Raw genomic sequence first — 16,172 nt, 5'->3', positions numbered from 1 at the left:
GCCTGAGCGCACTTCGACGGGGGCGCGGCCGATCGCGCCCCCGTCGGTGGGTCACGGCGGTGGGCTGGACGCGGCCGGTGGCAGTGTGTACGTCGGCGACGGGGTCACCGGGACCGGGGTCCCGGGGGCGTCCGTGGGCCCCGGCGGCGCGGGGGAATGGGTGAGCGGGGGCGGGCTCGAGGTGGCCGCGTCCTGCGCCAGCGCGTCGAAGTCGACGTAACCGGTGGCCTCGAGGACCTTGATGTGGTCCAGGACCGTCGCGTTCGCGTCGTCGGCGAGGGCGCGTACGAGCGAGTTGCGGGTGGTTGCGCGGACCTGGGCGACGACGGTGAAGACCTTGCCGTGGGCGCGGCGGAGCAGGTTGGCGAAGTCGCGGTCGTACTCCTCGCCCTGGGCGGCGTCGAGGGTGTCGAGCCACTGGCGCTGCTGGGCGTTCGGCTGGTTGGGCAGGGCGAGGCCGAGCCGAGCGGCGACGTCGCGGACCCGGGCGTCCAGGAAGGTGTGCCCCCGCACCAGGTGCTCGCCCGCGATGCGGACGGCCTCGGTGGTGCCCTTCTGCTCGGCCTGCTGTCCCGCGGGCAGCTCCCACAGCCCGGCCAGCCGGACCTTGGTGACGAAGTCGCGGTCCAGCGCGGACAGCGGACCGTACTGGGTCGACACGGACTGGGCGTTCAGAGTGTCCACGCCGGTGCCGGAGCGGTCCGCGTAGGACCAGACGGGGAAGACCAGCGCGGCGAGGGTCCCCGCGAGCAAGACGATGAGGATCCCGGTGCCGCTGAGGATGCCGCGGCCTCGGACGGGTCTGGATCTCATGGTGCCTCCTGCTTGCGGCACCGCACGCTAGTGCGCTTCGGGTGCGAGTTGGCATATTACTGCGCCGTATACGCCAACTGCCGTGAGAGACAAAGCACCTTGAAAGCGGTCATCAGCCACCCAATGTCCCAGTCACAAGAACGGGTATTGCGGGGCGAACCGCGGCAAGCAACCGCTCTCCTCGAAGGGCGCGACCATTGTGTTAACCACGGCACATTCCCCGGGGACGACCTCCGGAACGCCCGCCGGAGTGGTACGCGGCGGGCGGACACGGGTGCGCCCTGCCGCAAGGCGCTTCAACTGCGCAGCAGGACCCGGCGCGTGGCGCGGAGCACACGGGCGGCGGGATGCCGGGGCGGCGGCGTGGGGCCCGAACGCTCAAGCCACCACGCGCGCAGCCGGCGCCGCGCCTCGTGGTCCTCGGGCCGCCCGGTGAGCAGCAGGTGCTCGGCGAAGTCGAGGGCGTCGCGCCGGTAGCCGCCGGTCATCGGGTGCCGCTGGGCGTAGCCGAGGAAGGCGGACCGGTACCCCTCCCCGAGGATGCCGGGCAGCTCGGGCGCGACCTTGGCCACGACACCGGCCCGCTTGGCGGCGAGGGCCCGCGCCTGAACCCCGAGCCGCACCCGGTCGAACCCCTCGGGCACGGGAGTGCCGGCGACGAGACAGGACAGCAGCGCGGCCTGGGCGAGACCGAGCCGCTGCCGGGCCGCCTCGGTGGCGGGATCCGGACGCCCGCTCGCTGCCGTTGCCAGGGGAGTACGCGTCCCCGGGCCGGGCGCGGCCTTCTCGACCGTCTCCCGGACGACGGCCAACTCCCGCTCCAGCTCCGCCGGTTCGGGGAAGTTCTCGTCGCGTTCCAGCAGGACGCCCGGTGGCGCGGTACGGGACGCCAGGTCCGCCAGGATGTCCAGGACCGGTGGCGGCACCGGGTGGGCGTGGCTGTCGTGCCAGACGCCGTCGCGTTCGTAACCGCCCGCGACATGGACGTACGCGATCGCCTCGACGGGCAGTTCGTCGAGTGCCTTCGCCGGGTCCTCGCCCCGGTTGACGTGGTTGGTGTGGAGGTTGGCGACGTCGATCAGCAGCCGTACGCCGGTGCGCTCCACCAGCTCGTACAGGAACTGCCCCTCGGTCATCTCCTCGCCCGGCCAGGAGATCAGCGCCGCGATGTTCTCCACGGCGAGCGGCACGGGCAGCGCGTCCTGCGCGATCCGGACGTTCTCGCACAGGACCCTCAGCGCGTCCCGGGTGCGCGGCGCCGGCAGCAGGTGACCGGCCTCCAGCAGCGGCGACGCCGTCAGCACCCCGCCCGCCCTTACGAACGCGATGTGCTCGGTGACGAGCGGCGCGCCCAGGGCCTCGGCCCGCTCGGCGAGTGCGGCCAGCCGGGCCTCGTCGGGGCGGTCCGCGCCGCCGAGGCCGAGGGACACACCGTGCGGGACGACGGTGACGCCGCGCTCACGCAGCCGCACCAGTGACTCGGGGAGGTGCCCAGGGCACACGTTCTCGGCCACGACCTCGACCCAGTCGAGGCCCGGCATGCGCTCCACCGCGCCGGCGATCTCCGGCCGCCACCCGATGCCCGTTCCCAGTCGCTCCATCGTCCCCTCCCTCGCTCGGCCAGCCCCCACCCGTGGACCGCCCGCTGTCGCGGTGACGGAGTCATGGCCCCGGCTGTCGGCGCCGAACCGCCGACCGGGGACGTTCAGAGCAACATTTGAGGTTCCGCCGGACTCGCTACGGCTGCCGCGCGACCGTCCACGCGCCGGGGTCCCGGCTCGGCAGCCGCAGTGCGTCCGCTGCTGGGCGCATGCCCTCGGAGGCCGTTGCCCGCAGTTCCCTCACCAAGGCGCGCACGACTGCGGAGCCGGCCAGTTCGGAGGTGGTGACATAGCCGACCCGGCGTGTCGGGCGGTCGGGTCCGAGATCGGTGATCTCGACCGAGTCCGGTGCTCCGACCAGCGAGAGCGCGGGCATGATGGCCATCCCGTGACCTCCGCTCACCAAGGAGAGCACTGCTCCGTCGTCCTCGGCCTCGATGGTCGCCTTCGGGATCCAGTCCTGCGCGGCCCACCAGGCGCGGGTGTATGAGCCACAGTTCTCGGCCCAGTCGACCAACGGCAGGGAGCGAGGGGCGGAGTGGCCCGCCGCGTGCACCAGGGCGTAGGGCTCGTCGAAGAGTCCGCCCGCGACCAGATCCCCGGGAAGCGGCACCGAGCCGCCCAGTGTGGCGATGCCGATGTCGGCCTTCCCGTCGGCCACTTCGCCCGCGGCACCTCGCCCCACCTCCCGCACGATCCGCACCCGCGGCTCGATCCCGGGGTGCCTGGCGCGCAGCCGCCGCAGGACGGGCGGCAGCAACTGGAGGGCCGCACTGCGGAAGGTCACGATGCGCAGCGCCCCCTCCACCGCGTCCTGCCGGGCCGCGCCGCGTGCCTCGGCGGTCAGGACGTCCAGCAGGCGCAGGATGCGGCGGGCGTGAGCGACGGCCTTCACCCCGGCAGGGGTGGGGCGGGCGCCGGTGCGGCCGCGCTCGAACAGGAGGGCGCCGATCTTGCGCTCGCTGCCGCGCACCGAGTGGGAGACCGCCGACTGCGTCAGAGCCAGCGCGCCGGCCGCGGCCGAGAAACCGCCGGAGTCCGCGACCGCCACCAGTATGCGCAGTTCGTGCGGGGCGAGAACGGAGTCGGTCGTACGGGCCACGGGGCGCTCACCTCGGGGTATGAGAACTGCTCATGGAACGGCGTGTCGCATGAGCCCAACCGGCTGCCCGGCAGGGGCATTCCCGCCCTACGGTCCGGCCATGAACGAGACCGCGCTCACCGTGCACCAGACCGCTCGACCGCACGGCTTTCCCACCGCCGAGCACTTCGCCTACGTCGACTCCGCGCTTCCCGATCCCCACACCGGCAGCGCGCTCGTGCGCAACCTCTACTGGTCCGTCGACCCCTACCACCGCGAGATGATGGACGACGTGCCCGGCGGCTTCGCGCTCGGCGCACCGCTGGAGGGCCGCACCATAGGGCGGGTCATCGCCTCGCGCACACCTCACCTGGCCGAGGGCGAGATCGTGTTCCACCGGCACGGCTGGCGCACGCACGCGGTGGTCACTCCGGAGGAGATCCGGCGGCTGCCGCGCTTCGACGGGGTGCCGCTGACCGCGTACCTGGGCATCCTCGGCGGCACCGGCCTGACGGCCTATGTGGGCCTGACCCGGATCGCCCGGCTCCGGGAAGGCGAGGATCTGTTCGTGTCGGCCGCTGCGGGCGGGGTCGGCACGGCGACCGGGAGGTTCGCCAGGCTGCTCGGCGCCGGACGGCTCGTGGGCAGCGCGGGCTCGGCGGAGAAGGCCGGTCACCTCGTCCGGGAAGTGGGCTACGACGCCGTCTTCGACTACCACGACGGGCCCGCCGCCGACCTGCTCGGCAGGGTCGCGCCGGACGGCATCGACGTGTTCATGGACAACGTCGGCGGCGAGCAACTGTCCGCGGCGGTGGGAGCGCTGCGCGAGTTCGGTCGCATCGTCCGTATCGGCACGATCAGCCAGTACAACACCCCCGACGCGCCCCCGCCGCGCTTCGACCACGCGGACATCGTGGAGAAGAGCATCCGCATGGAGGGCTTCCTGGTCAGCAACCACCGGGACGTCCAGGAGGAGTTGTACGAGTTCGCGGTGCCACACCTGCAGAGCGGCCGACTCGCCCTGGACGAGACGGTGGTCGACGGGTTCGAGGGCATCGTGGACGCGTTCCTGGGGATGCTGCGCGGAGAGAACACCGGCAAGATCATCGTGCGGGACCGTGTGGAAGCCCCGTCCGGCCGCTCCGGCCAGCGGCTCTGAGTGATCCGGCGGAGGAGGAACGAGCCGTGCGGCCCGCAGCGCGGGGGCTCGCGGCGGCGCCCGCCGGTCAGTCGCCCCGCAGTGCCGGATGGTCCGCCACCACCGTGCAGCTGCCCGGGGCGATCTCCGTGAAGCCGGCGTCACGTACCAACGGCAGGCCCGCCGTGGTCAGTTCCTGCCAGCGGGACGGGGGAGCCGTGCGGACGGCGAGGGGGAGACCGGCGTCGCGCCAGGCCGCTCGCTCGTCCTCCGGCAGGGCCCACCAGGCCAGTTGGGCACCGTGACCCGCCTGGGCCATCGCCTTGCCGGCCGACATCTCCAGGTCCGGGTTCAGCCACAGCACGGGAGCCGTCCGGTCGGCCTCCAGCGGCGGCTCCGGGTCCTCCAGGTCCGTACCGGAGACCTGCAGTCGGGCCAGGTCCTTCGGCCAGCCGTCCAGCGGGACCGGAGGGAAGACCCGGACCTCCGCCGACTTGCCGGTGACCGTGATGCCCGGCAGCGCCTCGGCCCGACGCCACTCCGCGCCGCGCGCCCGCCGCACCACCTTGCGGATCCGCGCGTCCTGCCAGTCCCGCACAGCCCTCGCCCACTCTCCCTCGCCCAGCGAACGCGCGTCGCTCAGGATCACGAGCACGGCACGCGCCGCCGTCTCCATTGCGTCCGTGCGGGCCGGGGGAGCGGCGCGCTCGATGCGCACGACGAGCGGCAGAACGAACTGCGGCGCCTCGTCGCGCGCGGTGCGCTCGGAGCGGAACGGGCTGTCCTGGCGGGTCTGGTCACTGCTCACGGCGTCCAGTCTGCCAGGCGGAAGACCGGGGGATACCGGTGGCGGGTGGGGGCCTGCCGGCTCACCCGGAGCAGGCCGTGCGCTGGGCCTCCTGCCATTCGCAGACGGGGCACAGCGTGATCCCCTGGTACGACTCCGGGTACTCCGTCGGCTCGCGGCACAGCACGCAGTCGGCGAACGGCGGGCCGCCCGCCTCGGGCGCCCGGTCCGGGTGCGGGGTGTCCGTGCCGCAGTAGGCCGTGTTGTCGGGGTCATCGCTCATGCCCCCAGCGTAGGCACACCCGGCGCGGTCCCTACCGGTGCCGGGTCGCGCCCCCGATCAACTCGGAGACCTTGACGAGCCGGTACCCCTGCCTCCGCAGCTCGGGCACCACCGCCCGCACCGCCTCCTCCGTCACCGGTGCCACGCTGCGGGTGCAGTGCATGACCACCACGGAGCCGGGCCGCACCCCCTCCAGCACCTGCCGCGCGACCCGGCTCGCGTCCGTGGCGAACGCGTCCCCGCTCACCACGTCCCACTGGACGGCCGTGAGCCCGAGGGGGCCGATCGCCCGCAGGGCCCGGTCGTCGTAGCAGCCGCCGGGGAAGCGGAAGTACGGCATCACATGGGTTACGCCCGCCTTGCGAATCGCCGTGGACGCACGCTCCACGTCCGGGCGCTGCTGCTTCTCGGGCAGGACCGGCAGGCCGTAGCAGCTACGGGTGAAGGAGTAGTGGCTGTAGGAGTGGTTGCCGACCTCGAAGAGCGGGTCCTCACCGATGTCCCGCGCCTCGTCCGGGTACTGGTCCGCCCAGCGCCCCGTCATGAACACGGTCGCCGGCACCTCCAGGTCCCGCAGCGTGTCGATCAGGTCCGGGTTGTCGAAAGCCTCCCCGTTCTCCGCCCGCTCTCCTTGGTCGGCGGTCATGTCCGCGTCGAACGTGAGGGCGACGGTCTTGTCGCGCGTCGCACCCTTCTGGAACACGGGGGCGATTCCAGCGGGCCCCGGCGCGGGCAAGGGCCTCGTGCCGCGGGCCGCCGAGGGTGAGTCGGGAAGGTCGGTGGCGCTCCGCGCGGGGCGCCGGGGGGCGTCGTCGGCTCCGCAGGCGGCGAGCGCGGTGCCGAGGGCACAGAGGGCGGCAAGGCAGGCGATACGTCGCACAAGAGGGATCACCCTACGAACGTAAGGTGCCGATTCCCCTCAAAAGCGGATGCATCGTGTTTCTCGGGCGTAGTGGTACGTCGTGTCACCCGCCCGGCCGGGACCGCGGCCGGGCCGCGCCCTGCGCCAGCAGGGCGCGGTACTCGTCCACGTCGAAGTCCGCCGCAGGGTACTGAGGATCCAGCTCGCGCAGGTGTTCCAGCAACAGGCTGCTGACGGCCCAGTTGCGGTACCACTTGTGGTCGGCGGGGACCAGGTACCAGGGCGCGGCCGGGGTGGCGCAGCGGGTCAGGGCCGTCTCGTACGCCCGCTGGTAGGCCGGCCACAGGGCCCGTTCGTCGAGGTCGCCGGGGGCGAACTTCCACCGCTTGTGCGGCTTGTCGAGGCGTTTGAGCAGGCGGCGCCGCTGCTCCTCGTAGGAGATGTGCAGGAAGCACTTGATGATCGTCACCCCGTCGTCCGTGAGGGACGTCTCGAACCCGTTGATCCGGTCGTAGCGGCTCTCGATCTCGTCGTACGGAGCCAGCGAGCGGACCTTGGCGATCAGTACGTCCTCGTAGTGCGAGCGGTCGAAGATGCCGATCTCGCCGGGGCGCGGGAGTGCCTTCACCACACGCCAGAGGAAGTCGTGCCGCCGCTCCTCGGGCGTCGGCGACTTGAAGGCGTGGATGCGGCAGCCCGCCGGGTTCAACAGGCCGATGACATGCTTGACCGTGCCGCCCTTGCCGCTGGTGTCCATGCCCTGGAGCACCAGCAGGACCCGGCGGCGGTCCCCGGCGGTCGCCGCGGCCCACAGGCGTTCCTGCAGGCCGGCCAGGTCCTTGCCGGTACGGGTGGTGGCCGCGAGCCCGGCGGCCTTGTCGCCGGGACCGCCGGGCGTCCCTCCGGCGTCGTGGGCGGTCAGGTCGACGGGCTCGCCGACGGGGAGGCGGAGCAGGTCACGCAGCGGGGCCTCGTCGCGCTTCTTCGCCATGGCGCACCTTGGTCGACGGCCGCACGCATCCGGGTCCTAGAACGGAGGCGTCACCGCGTTCTCGGAGGACAACAGTGCGCGGGTCGCTTCCTCGGGGAGGTCGCGGGTCGCCTCCTCCGGGAGGTCGGTCTCGGGCTCGCTCGTCGGCGGGGGAGCGAGCGGAGCAAGCGGGTCCTCGGCCTCCGGTTCCCGGGGGGCCGCGGCGTCGTCCGGCGCCGGCTGCCCGGCCGTGACCGCCGGTGGTGACTGTGCGGCCGTCGGCGAGGGGGAGCGGGCACCCTCTGCCGCCGGTTGCGCTTCGTGCTGCTGTGCCGCCCGTTCCAGGAACCTGAGCAGCTCCACCGGGAACGGCAGCACCAGCGTCGAGTTCTTCTCGGCCGCGACCGCCACCACCGTCTGCAGCAGCCGCAGCTGGAGCGCGGCGGGCTGGTCGGACATCACTCCGGCGGCCTCCGCCAGCTTCTTGGAGGCCTGCAGCTCCGCGTCCGCGTTGATGATGCGCGCGCGGCGTTCGCGGTCGGCCTCGGCCTGCCGGGCCATCGACCGCTTCATCGCGTCCGGCAGCGACACGTCCTTGATCTCGACCCGGTCGATCTGCACGCCCCACCCCACGGCCGGACTGTCGATCATCAGCTCCAGGCCCTGGTTGAGCTTCTCGCGGTTGGACAGCAGATCGTCCAGATCGCTCTTGCCGATGATCGAGCGGAGCGAGGTCTGTGCCATCTGCGACACCGCGAATCGGTAGTCCTCGACCTGGATCAGCGCGTTCGCGGGGTCGACCACCTTGAAGTAGACGACGGCGTCCACGCGGACGGTCACGTTGTCCCGGGTGATGCCCTCCTGCGCGGGGATCGGCAGCGTCACGATCTGCATGTTGACCTTCTGCAGCCGGTCCATCACGGGAACGATCAGGGTGAAGCCCGGCGGCCGGGGCGCGCCGAGGAGCCGCCCGAAGCGGAAGACCACCCCGCGCTCGTACTGCTTGACGATCCGTGCCGCCGAGGCGAGGCCCACGAGTCCCGCGATGCCGGCCCCCACCAAGGCACCCACCAGCTCCTGGAGCATGACGACCCCCTCGTCGAGAGGCCCGGTATGTGTGCACTTGCCACGATAGTTCCGCGGGAGCCCACCAGGCGAGGGACGGCCGAGGGCCCGCCGATGCACCACCGGCGGGCCCCAGGGGGTCGGGGGCCGAGCGGCCCCGGATCGTCAGGTGCCGGACGCCACCTGCAACGGCTCCGTGCCGGACGTCATCCGCACCGGCTCGGTCCCCGCCGTGCTGTGCCGCTCCGCCCAGTTGTCCAGGGCCGTACGGCAGGCGTGGTCCAGGTGGTGCAACCCGGAGAGGTCCAGCTCCACGGGCCGGTCCTGCGGGAGGGCCTCAAGGCTGTCGAGGATCTTCGGCAGCCGCAGGAACGTCGCGTTGCCCGAGAGGTACGCCTGAATGGGGCCGGCGCCCTTGTCGATGACCTCCAGCTTGACCTTCGACGCCTCCCAGGCGGTCTTGACGACCGACAGGGCCAGACCGATCAGCACGCCCTCGAACATGTTCACCGCGACGATGGAGACGGCCGTGACCACGAGGATCAGCGCCTCGCCCCGGTGCGACCGCCACAGTGACGCGACCTGCCGGAACGGGATCAGCTTCCAGCCGGCGTGGACCAGAATGCCGGCGAGGGCGGGAATGGGGATCAGCGCCAGGGCCCACGGCATCGCGGCGGCGAACAGCAGCAGCCACACGCCGTGCAGGACGCGGGAGGCCTTGGTCTTCGCGCCCGCGTTGACATTGGCGGAGCTGCGCACGATCACCGCGGTCATCGGCAGGGCGCCGAGCAGACCGCACACCGTGTTGCCCGCACCCTGGGCGATCATCTCCTTGTTGTACTCGGTGCGCGGACCGTCGTGCAGCCGGTCCACCGCCGCCGCGCTGAACAGACTCTCCGCGGAGGCGATCAGCGTGAACGCGACGATCGTGCCCCAGATGGCAGGGGAGGCCAGCTCACCCAGGGCCTCGGCTCCTGGCGGCTGGATGACGCCGAGCAGCCCCTCCACCTTCACCGTGGCGACCGGCAGGCTGAAGGCGAGCGTGGCGACCGTGGCCAGCACGACCGCCGCGAGGGCACCGGGCACGGCCTGCGCGGCCTTGGGCATCCTCTTCCACAGCACGATGACGGCGATGGTGCCCGCGCCGATCGCGAGCGAGGTCAGGGCCGCCGTGCTGCTCAGGGCGTCGACCAAAGCCCCCGGCAGGCCCACGATCTTGCCGACGCCGGTCTTGGGGGCCTTCAGGCCCGCCGCCGCGTATATCTGGCCGGCGATGATCACCAGTCCGATGCCGCAGAGCATGCCCTCGACGACGGAGACGGATATCGCCCGGAACCAGCGGCCCACCTTGAGAAAGCCCATGGCGAGCTGGAGCAGTCCGGCCACCAGCACGATCGCGCCGAGCGCCGGGACACCGAACTCGCTGACGGCCTCGAAGACCAGCACGGTCAGGCCGGCCGCCGGCCCCGACACCTGCAGGCTGCTGCCGGGCATGAGCCCCGTGACGAGCCCGCCCACGATGCCGGTGACAAGTCCGAGCTCTGCCGGGACGCCGGAGGCGACCGCCACGCCGACGCACAGCGGCACGGCGACCAGGAAGACGACTATGGAGGCGGCGAAGTCCTGCCTCAGGTAAGGGAACTTGGTCATCGCGTCGCTCACAGGGCCTGGAACGTGTCGGTCTCGGTGCGGTGTTCGTGCACCGATCCTGTGTGGACCTCGTAGTACCAGCCGTGCAGGCGCAGTCGATCCGCCTTCACACGCTGCTCGATGCACGGGTAGGAGCGCAGGCGCAGCAGCTGCGCGAGCACGTGGTTCTGCACGGCCTCCGCGACCGTCGGGTCGTCCGCGGCGGACGAGCGAGGCTCGGGCGCGGCGTGCGCGAGCCAGTCGCGCACGGCCGGTACGGCGGTCAGGTCGTCGCCGCGCACCAGCGCGCCGACGGCTCCGCAGTGGGAGTGGCCGCAGACCACGACGTCCTGGACGCCGAGGACTTCCACGGCGTACTCGATGGTGGCCGCCTCGCTGGTGGGGTGCTCGGAGGCGTACGGAGGCACGATGTTGCCCGCGGTGCGCAGTTCGAACAGTTCACCGGGCCGGGCTCCGGTGATCAGTGCGGGCACGACCCGGGAGTCGGAGCAGGTGATGAACAACACCTGCGGGGACTGGCCCTCGGCCAGCCGTGCGAACTGCTCCGGGCGCTGACCGTGCGCACGGGCGTTGTCGATGAGGGGCTGCATTGTCAGTTCCTCCTGGCGCGCCCTGGATGGCGCGTCGGTGTACGAAACGTGGCATATGCGGGTACGGCGACACGACCCACGTCGACGCGCTCGGCCAACGTGGCGTGGTGAGGGGAGGTCGATGTCAGCCCGTACCGGGTGATCGGCTCAGCAGCGGAACACCTGGAGTGCCGCCGCGGTGTGAGCCGTCGACGATCTCGATATGCGCAGCGACGCGGGCGTGGCGGCATGCGACCGTGCGGCCGTGACGTCCTTCGCCGGCAGCGCGATCGCGGGTGGCTCCGGGGTGGAGTCCGCCGCCGCGCGGTGGCGGTCACGGGTGCGCAGCGGGCCGGTGGGGCTCGCCGGGTGTTCGTGACCGTCGTGGGTGACGACCTCGTCCGCCTCGTCGGTGCGCTTACCGGTGACCGCCTCCGGGGTTTCGGCGACGGTCACATGGGTCTTGTGGTGCGAGGCGGCGGACGACGCGGTGGGTGCGAACAACTGCAGGGCCAGCAGGACGGCGGAGAGGGCCGCGAGCACGAACCGGATGGCCGTACCTCGTATCATGCGTCCCCTCCCGTCCCGTCGCGCAGTCCGCCCAGGTGTCTGGCCAACACGTTAACCCGGCAACCGCCTTTGCAGGGTTAACTTTACGTTTCAGGTAAAGGAAAGCCCAAAAATCGAGGTGGGGATGGCCTGAAGTCGCCACTGCCGCACATCAGTTTGGGTCTGCTATGCGTGAACGGCCCTGCGGTGCTACTGGTCTTGAACGAGGCTCGCGGCGTCGCGTGCGAGCGCGGTGAGACGGGAGATGGCGCGGAAGTACTTCTTTCGGTAGCCGCCCTTCAGCATCTCCTCGCTGAACAACCTGTCGAACGGCAGTCCGGAGGCGAGCACCGGCACCTCGCGGTCGTAGAGCCGGTCCGCGAGGACGACGAGGCGCAGCGCCGTCGACTGGTCGGGCACCGGACGGACGTCCGTCAGGCACACCGCCTTCAGCCCGTCGGTCAGTGCGCCGTACCGGCTGGGGTGCACGCGCGCGAGGTGGTCGAGCAGCTCCGGGAAGGCGTCGAGCGAGGCGCCCGCGGTGGCGTACGCCGTCTTCGTCACCTGCGCGTCGGTGTACGGCGCCGGCGCCTCGGGCAGCCCGCGGTGGCGGTAGTCCTCGCCGTCGATGCGCAGCGTGCGGAAGTGGGCCGAGAGACCCTGGATCTCGCGCAGGAAGTCGGCCGCGGCGAAGCGGCCCTCACCGAGCTTGCCCGGCAGTGTGTTGGAGGTGGCCGCGAGCGCCACGCCCGCCTCGACGAGCTTGCCGAGCAGGGTGGAGACGAGCACGGTGTCGCCGGGGTCGTCCAGCTCGAACTCGTCGATGCACAGCAGGCGGTGGCCCGAAAGCGTCTGCACGGTCTGCTGGAAGCCGAGCGCGCCGACCAGGTTCGTCAGCTCCACGAAGGTGCCGAAGGCCTTGAGCGAGGGCTCGGCCGGGGTCGCGTGCCACAGGGAGGCGAGCAGGTGGGTCTTGCCGACGCCGTAGCCGCCGTCGAGGTAGACGCCGCGGGGGCCCGCGGGCGTCTTGGGGGCCTTGCTCCTGCCGAAACCGAGGAACCCCCGCCTGCCGGTGGACTGCGCCCCGCCGAGCCCGGTCGCGAAGCCCTCGAGGACACGGACGGCCTCGCTCTGGCTGGGCTGGTTCGAGTCCGGGATGTACGTCGAGAAGCGGACCGAGTCGAAGCGCGGCGGCGGCACCATCTCGGCGACGAGCCGGTCGGCGGGGACGTGCGGCTCGCGTGCGCACAGGGACAGCGGGGCCGCGTCGGCTATCGGTTCGGTCCGGGAGGCGGCGGTGGAGGACGACACGCTTCCCCACTGTACGTGTCGTGCCACACTGCACGACATGCGACGCCTGTTCCCTGTGACCGACGAGACAGACGAAACGGCGGCCCGGCCGGGTGCTCCGGCCCTGGAAACCGGGCAGGCGCCGGGCGCCGGCGCGGTGGGCGGCTCCGTCGACCGCGAGTGGTCGCTGGAGGAGCTCGCCGCGGCCTACGCCTACCCGGAGCCCCCGCCCGGCGGCCGGGAGCCCTGGCTGCGCGCCAACATGGTCTCCACGCTGGACGGTGCCGCCCAGCACGAAGGGCGGTCCCACCCGATCTCCAGCGCCGCCGACATGCGGATCTTCGGCACGCTGCGGGGGCTCGCGGACGTGGTGATCGTAGGCGCCGAAACGGTACGGCAGGAGGGTTACCGTCCGGCGCGCGAGCGAGAGGCCTTCGCGGCGATGCGGGAGGCGGCCGGACAGGGCCCGGTGCCCGCCATCGCCGTGGTCAGCTCCAGCCTGGAGCTGGACTTCTCCTGGCCGCTGTTCACCTCGCCCCAGGTGCCCACGCTGGTGCTCACCGGTGCCGCGGCGGCACCGGACCGGGTGGCGGCGGCAGAGAAGGCGGGTGCCCGGGTGGTGATCGCCGGCGACGGCATGGGCGTGGACCCGGTCCGAGCCGTGCGCGCCCTCGCGGAGCTCGGCATGACGCGGCTGCTCACCGAGGGCGGGCCGCGCCTGCTGGGCCAGCTGGTCGTCTCCGGGGTGCTGGACGAGCTGTGCCTGACCGTCTCCCCGATGCTCACGGCGGGCGACGCGCAGCGGATCGCCGGAGGTCCCTCGCTCACGGTGCCCAGGCGCTTCGCGCTGGCGTCGTTGCTGGAGGAGGAGGGTTTCCTGTTCGGCCGGTACCGCCGGACCTGAGGGACAGGAGCGTACGGCCGCATCGACGCGACGTTTCGTGGTGGAAGCTCCCGATTTGCGGTGACGGCGTGGAATCACCCGTTCCGTTCAGTGTTCGGTGGGCACACTAGTTCTCGCGGATCCCGTGCCGGTGCCGGGGCAGGATGGTTTCCGCAAGGGCCGTGACGGCCCACCCGGGAAAGGTTCGCGGTCCCATGGAGGAGAAGGGCGCCTGTCGTGTTCACGAGCGTACTGATGATCGAGAAAGCCCTCACGTCCGCCGACGTCGAGTTCGTCACGACCTTGCACGGTGACGAGCCGGTCTCCTTCCACGTCCTGCTGCAGCCCCGCGGCGACCAGGCGGACCGCCTGCTGCGGGCCATCGACGACATCGCCCTGGGCGAGCTGGACGAGGCGGCGCACGAACGGGAGACGCCGGAGGGCAAGGACGCCGCCGAGCTGGGGCGGCAGGCCCTGGAAGTGTCCCTGGCCGCGCTGCGCGCGGCGGGCAGCGCGGCCAAGGGGCGCCTCATCGAGGACCACCCGCTGGACGCGCTCAAGGATCTGGTCGACGAGGTCCGCGCGGACGAGGTGATCGTGCTGACCGACCCGCACTACGTGGAGGAGTTCTTCCACCGCGACTGGGCGTCCAGGGCACGGCACAAGGTGGGGGTGCCGGTGCTGAAGCTGTTCTCGCACAGCAAGGCGTGAGCGTCAGCGGGGCCCTCTCGTGACGCACTAGGGTGTGTCGCTGAACGTCCGCCGTACCAGCATCCAGGAGACACGCATGGCACCCGGCCTCCCCACCGCCATGGACCGACCGCACTTCATCGGCATCGGCGGCGCCGGAATGTCGGGCATCGCGAAGATCCTGGCGCAGCGCGGGGCCAGGGTGGCGGGCAGCGACGCCAAGGACTCTCCGACCGCAGAGGCCCTGCGCGCGCTGGGCGCGACGGTGCACATCGGGCACGCGGCCGGGCACCTCGCCGACGACGCGAGCTGTGTCGTCGTCTCCTCGGCGATCCGCGAGGACAACCCGGAGCTGGCCCGCGCGGCCGAGCTGGGCATCCCGGTGGTCCACCGCTCCGACGCCCTCGCGGCCCTCATGGTGGGTCTGCGCCCGATCGCGGTCGCCGGCACCCACGGCAAGACGACCACCACGTCGATGCTCGCGGTGTCCCTCACCGAGCTGGGTCTGAAGCCGTCGTACGCGATCGGCGGCGACCTGGACGTCCCCGGCTCGAACGCCCTGCACGGCGAGGGCGAGATCTTCGTGGCGGAGGCGGACGAATCGGACCGCAGCTTCCACAAGTACGCCCCCGAGGTCGCCATCGTCCTCAACGTCGAACTCGACCACCACGCGAACTACGCCTCGATGGAGGAGATCTACGAGTCCTTCGAGACGTTCGTGGACCGCATCGCCGAGGGCGGCACCCTGGTGGTCTCGGCGGACCACGAAGGTGCCCGCGAGCTGACGCGACGCGTCACGGCGTGCGACGTGACGGTGGTGACGTACGGAGCGGCCGAGGACGCCGACGTGCGGGTCCTGTCCGTCGTCCCCCAGGGCCTGAAGAGCGAGGTCACGGTCCTCCTCGACGGCCAGGAGCTCACCTTCACGGTCTCCGTCCCCGGCCGCCACTACGCGCTCAACGCGGTCGCGGCGCTGGCGGCGGGCGTGGCGCTCGGCATCCCGGCGGCGCAGCTCGCCCCGGCCCTGGCCGCGTACACGGGGGTCAAGCGCCGCCTGCAGCTGAAGGGCGAGCAGGCCGGCGTCCAGGTCGTCGACTCCTACGCGCACCACCCCACCGAGATGACGGCGGACCTGGAGGCGATGCGGGCCGCGGCCGGCGAGTCCCGCATCCTGGTGGTGTTCCAGCCCCACCTGTTCTCCCGCACCCAGGAACTGGGCAAGGAGATGGGCCAGGCGCTGGCGCTCGCTGACGCCTCCGTGGTGCTCGACATCTACCCGGCCCGTGAGGACCCGATCCCGGGGGTGACCAGCGAGCTGATCATCGAGGCGGCGCGGGCGGCGGGCGCGGACGTGCAGGCCGTCCACGACAAGGCGGAGGTCCCCGCGGTCGTCGCGGGAATGGCGAAGCCGGGGGATCTCGTTCTCACCATGGGCGCGGGCGACGTCACGGACCTCGGCCCGCGGATCCTGGACCGTCTCGCACAGAGTTAAGGGGTTGGCCTTCATGTCGTACGACGTCGACAAGCCGGACGAGCAGTGGCGCGCGGAGCTGACCCCGGCGGAGTACGCGGTCCTGCGCCAGGCCGGCACCGAGCCCGCCTTCACCGGTGAGTACACGGACGCCAAGACCAAGGGTGTGTACTCCTGCCGCGCCTGCGGCGCCGAGCTGTTCACCTCGGACACGAAGTTCGAGTCCCACTGCGGCTGGCCGTCCTTCTACGACCCGAAGGACACCGACGCGGTGGAGCTCCTGGAGGACCGATCCCACGGGATGATCCGCACGGAGGTGCGGTGCGCCCGCTGCGGCTCGCATCTCGGGCACGTCTTCGAGGGTGAGGGGTATCCGACGCCGACGGATCAGCGGTACTGCATCAACTCGATCTCCCTGCGACTGATCCCTGCCGAGGGGTGACCTGACCGGTCGATCGACGGGGGGTGTT

17 protein-coding genes are annotated in these 16,172 nt (G+C 71.9%); 5 read left to right on the top strand and 12 right to left on the bottom strand.

Features of this window, described 5'->3' with window-relative positions; genetic code table 11:
- Positions 1-51: 51 nt before the first annotated feature.
- From C3488_RS09325 to C3488_RS09315, 3 genes are all read right to left on the bottom strand, one after another.
- A complete protein-coding gene (locus C3488_RS09325) occupies positions 52-813 on the bottom strand; it encodes a DUF4142 domain-containing protein (protein ID WP_103838858.1) in 762 nt (253 codons plus the stop codon).
- A gap of 296 nt (positions 814-1,109) precedes the next feature.
- Positions 1,110-2,414 (bottom strand): DUF692 domain-containing protein, encoded by a 1,305-nt coding sequence (locus C3488_RS09320; protein ID WP_103838857.1) that lies wholly within the window; start codon positions 2,412-2,414, stop codon positions 1,110-1,112.
- A gap of 136 nt (positions 2,415-2,550) precedes the next feature.
- Complete coding sequence (locus C3488_RS09315) at positions 2,551-3,516, bottom strand: LysR family transcriptional regulator (protein ID WP_258053349.1); 966 nt, start codon at positions 3,514-3,516, stop codon at positions 2,551-2,553.
- A gap of 100 nt (positions 3,517-3,616) precedes the next feature.
- On the opposite strand from C3488_RS09315, the gene C3488_RS09310 reads away from it, so the two are divergent.
- Complete coding sequence (locus C3488_RS09310; protein WP_103838856.1) at positions 3,617-4,654, top strand: NADP-dependent oxidoreductase; 1,038 nt, start codon at positions 3,617-3,619, stop codon at positions 4,652-4,654.
- Between the two features lie 67 nt (positions 4,655-4,721).
- Here C3488_RS09310 and C3488_RS09305 read toward each other — a convergent pair whose 3' ends face one another.
- The 9 genes from C3488_RS09305 to zapE all read right to left on the bottom strand — a co-directional run bounded on the left by C3488_RS09305 (position 4,722) and on the right by zapE (position 12,679).
- Positions 4,722-5,441, bottom strand: a complete 720-nt coding sequence (locus C3488_RS09305; RefSeq protein WP_103838855.1) for a peptidyl-tRNA hydrolase — start codon at positions 5,439-5,441, stop codon at positions 4,722-4,724.
- 61 nt (positions 5,442-5,502) lie between these two features.
- Complete coding sequence (locus tag C3488_RS09300) at positions 5,503-5,703, bottom strand: hypothetical protein (RefSeq protein WP_103838854.1); 201 nt, start codon at positions 5,701-5,703, stop codon at positions 5,503-5,505.
- 31 nt (positions 5,704-5,734) lie between these two features.
- A complete protein-coding gene (locus tag C3488_RS09295; protein ID WP_103838853.1) occupies positions 5,735-6,595 on the bottom strand; it encodes a polysaccharide deacetylase family protein in 861 nt (286 codons plus the stop codon).
- A gap of 73 nt (positions 6,596-6,668) precedes the next feature.
- The gene (locus C3488_RS09290) at positions 6,669-7,556 is read right to left on the bottom strand and encodes a PPK2 family polyphosphate kinase (protein WP_103838852.1); all 888 of its coding nucleotides are present in this window, start codon (positions 7,554-7,556) and stop codon (positions 6,669-6,671) included.
- A gap of 36 nt (positions 7,557-7,592) precedes the next feature.
- The gene (locus tag C3488_RS09285) at positions 7,593-8,621 is read right to left on the bottom strand and encodes a slipin family protein (protein WP_103838851.1); all 1,029 of its coding nucleotides are present in this window, start codon (positions 8,619-8,621) and stop codon (positions 7,593-7,595) included.
- Positions 8,622-8,765: 144 nt separating this feature from the next.
- A complete protein-coding gene (locus C3488_RS09280) occupies positions 8,766-10,250 on the bottom strand; it encodes a SulP family inorganic anion transporter (RefSeq protein ID WP_103838871.1) in 1,485 nt (494 codons plus the stop codon).
- 8 nt (positions 10,251-10,258) lie between these two features.
- Complete coding sequence (locus C3488_RS09275; RefSeq protein WP_103838850.1) at positions 10,259-10,840, bottom strand: carbonic anhydrase; 582 nt, start codon at positions 10,838-10,840, stop codon at positions 10,259-10,261.
- Between the two features lie 147 nt (positions 10,841-10,987).
- Positions 10,988-11,389 (bottom strand): hypothetical protein, encoded by a 402-nt coding sequence (locus tag C3488_RS09270; protein ID WP_258053348.1) that lies wholly within the window; start codon positions 11,387-11,389, stop codon positions 10,988-10,990.
- Between the two features lie 189 nt (positions 11,390-11,578).
- Positions 11,579-12,679: a cell division protein ZapE gene (gene zapE / locus C3488_RS09265; RefSeq protein WP_103838849.1), complete on the bottom strand. Its 1,101-nt coding sequence runs from the start codon at positions 12,677-12,679 to the stop codon at positions 11,579-11,581.
- Between the two features lie 37 nt (positions 12,680-12,716).
- Between zapE and C3488_RS09260 the strand changes: the two genes are divergently transcribed.
- The 4 genes from C3488_RS09260 (at position 12,717) to msrB (ending at position 16,144) form a co-directional block, all read left to right on the top strand.
- Positions 12,717-13,562 carry a pyrimidine reductase family protein gene (locus C3488_RS09260; protein WP_103838869.1) on the top strand — a complete coding sequence of 282 codons (846 nt, stop codon included), beginning with the start codon at positions 12,717-12,719 and terminating at the stop codon, positions 13,560-13,562.
- A 216-nt stretch (positions 13,563-13,778) separates the two neighbouring features.
- The gene (locus C3488_RS09255; protein ID WP_103838848.1) at positions 13,779-14,252 is read left to right on the top strand and encodes an indole-3-glycerol phosphate synthase; all 474 of its coding nucleotides are present in this window, start codon (positions 13,779-13,781) and stop codon (positions 14,250-14,252) included.
- Positions 14,253-14,328: 76 nt separating this feature from the next.
- Positions 14,329-15,723 (top strand): UDP-N-acetylmuramate--L-alanine ligase, encoded by a 1,395-nt coding sequence (murC, locus tag C3488_RS09250; RefSeq protein WP_103838847.1) that lies wholly within the window; start codon positions 14,329-14,331, stop codon positions 15,721-15,723.
- A 13-nt stretch (positions 15,724-15,736) separates the two neighbouring features.
- The gene (gene msrB, locus C3488_RS09245; protein ID WP_103838846.1) at positions 15,737-16,144 is read left to right on the top strand and encodes a peptide-methionine (R)-S-oxide reductase MsrB; all 408 of its coding nucleotides are present in this window, start codon (positions 15,737-15,739) and stop codon (positions 16,142-16,144) included.
- Positions 16,145-16,172 lie beyond the last annotated feature (28 nt).

This window comes from Streptomyces sp. Ru72 (assembly GCF_002920635.1).
Lineage (GTDB): Bacteria > Actinomycetota > Actinomycetes > Streptomycetales > Streptomycetaceae > Streptomyces.
Note: the sequence above shows the minus strand (reverse complement) of the source record. Positions and strands in the feature narration are given on the sequence as shown.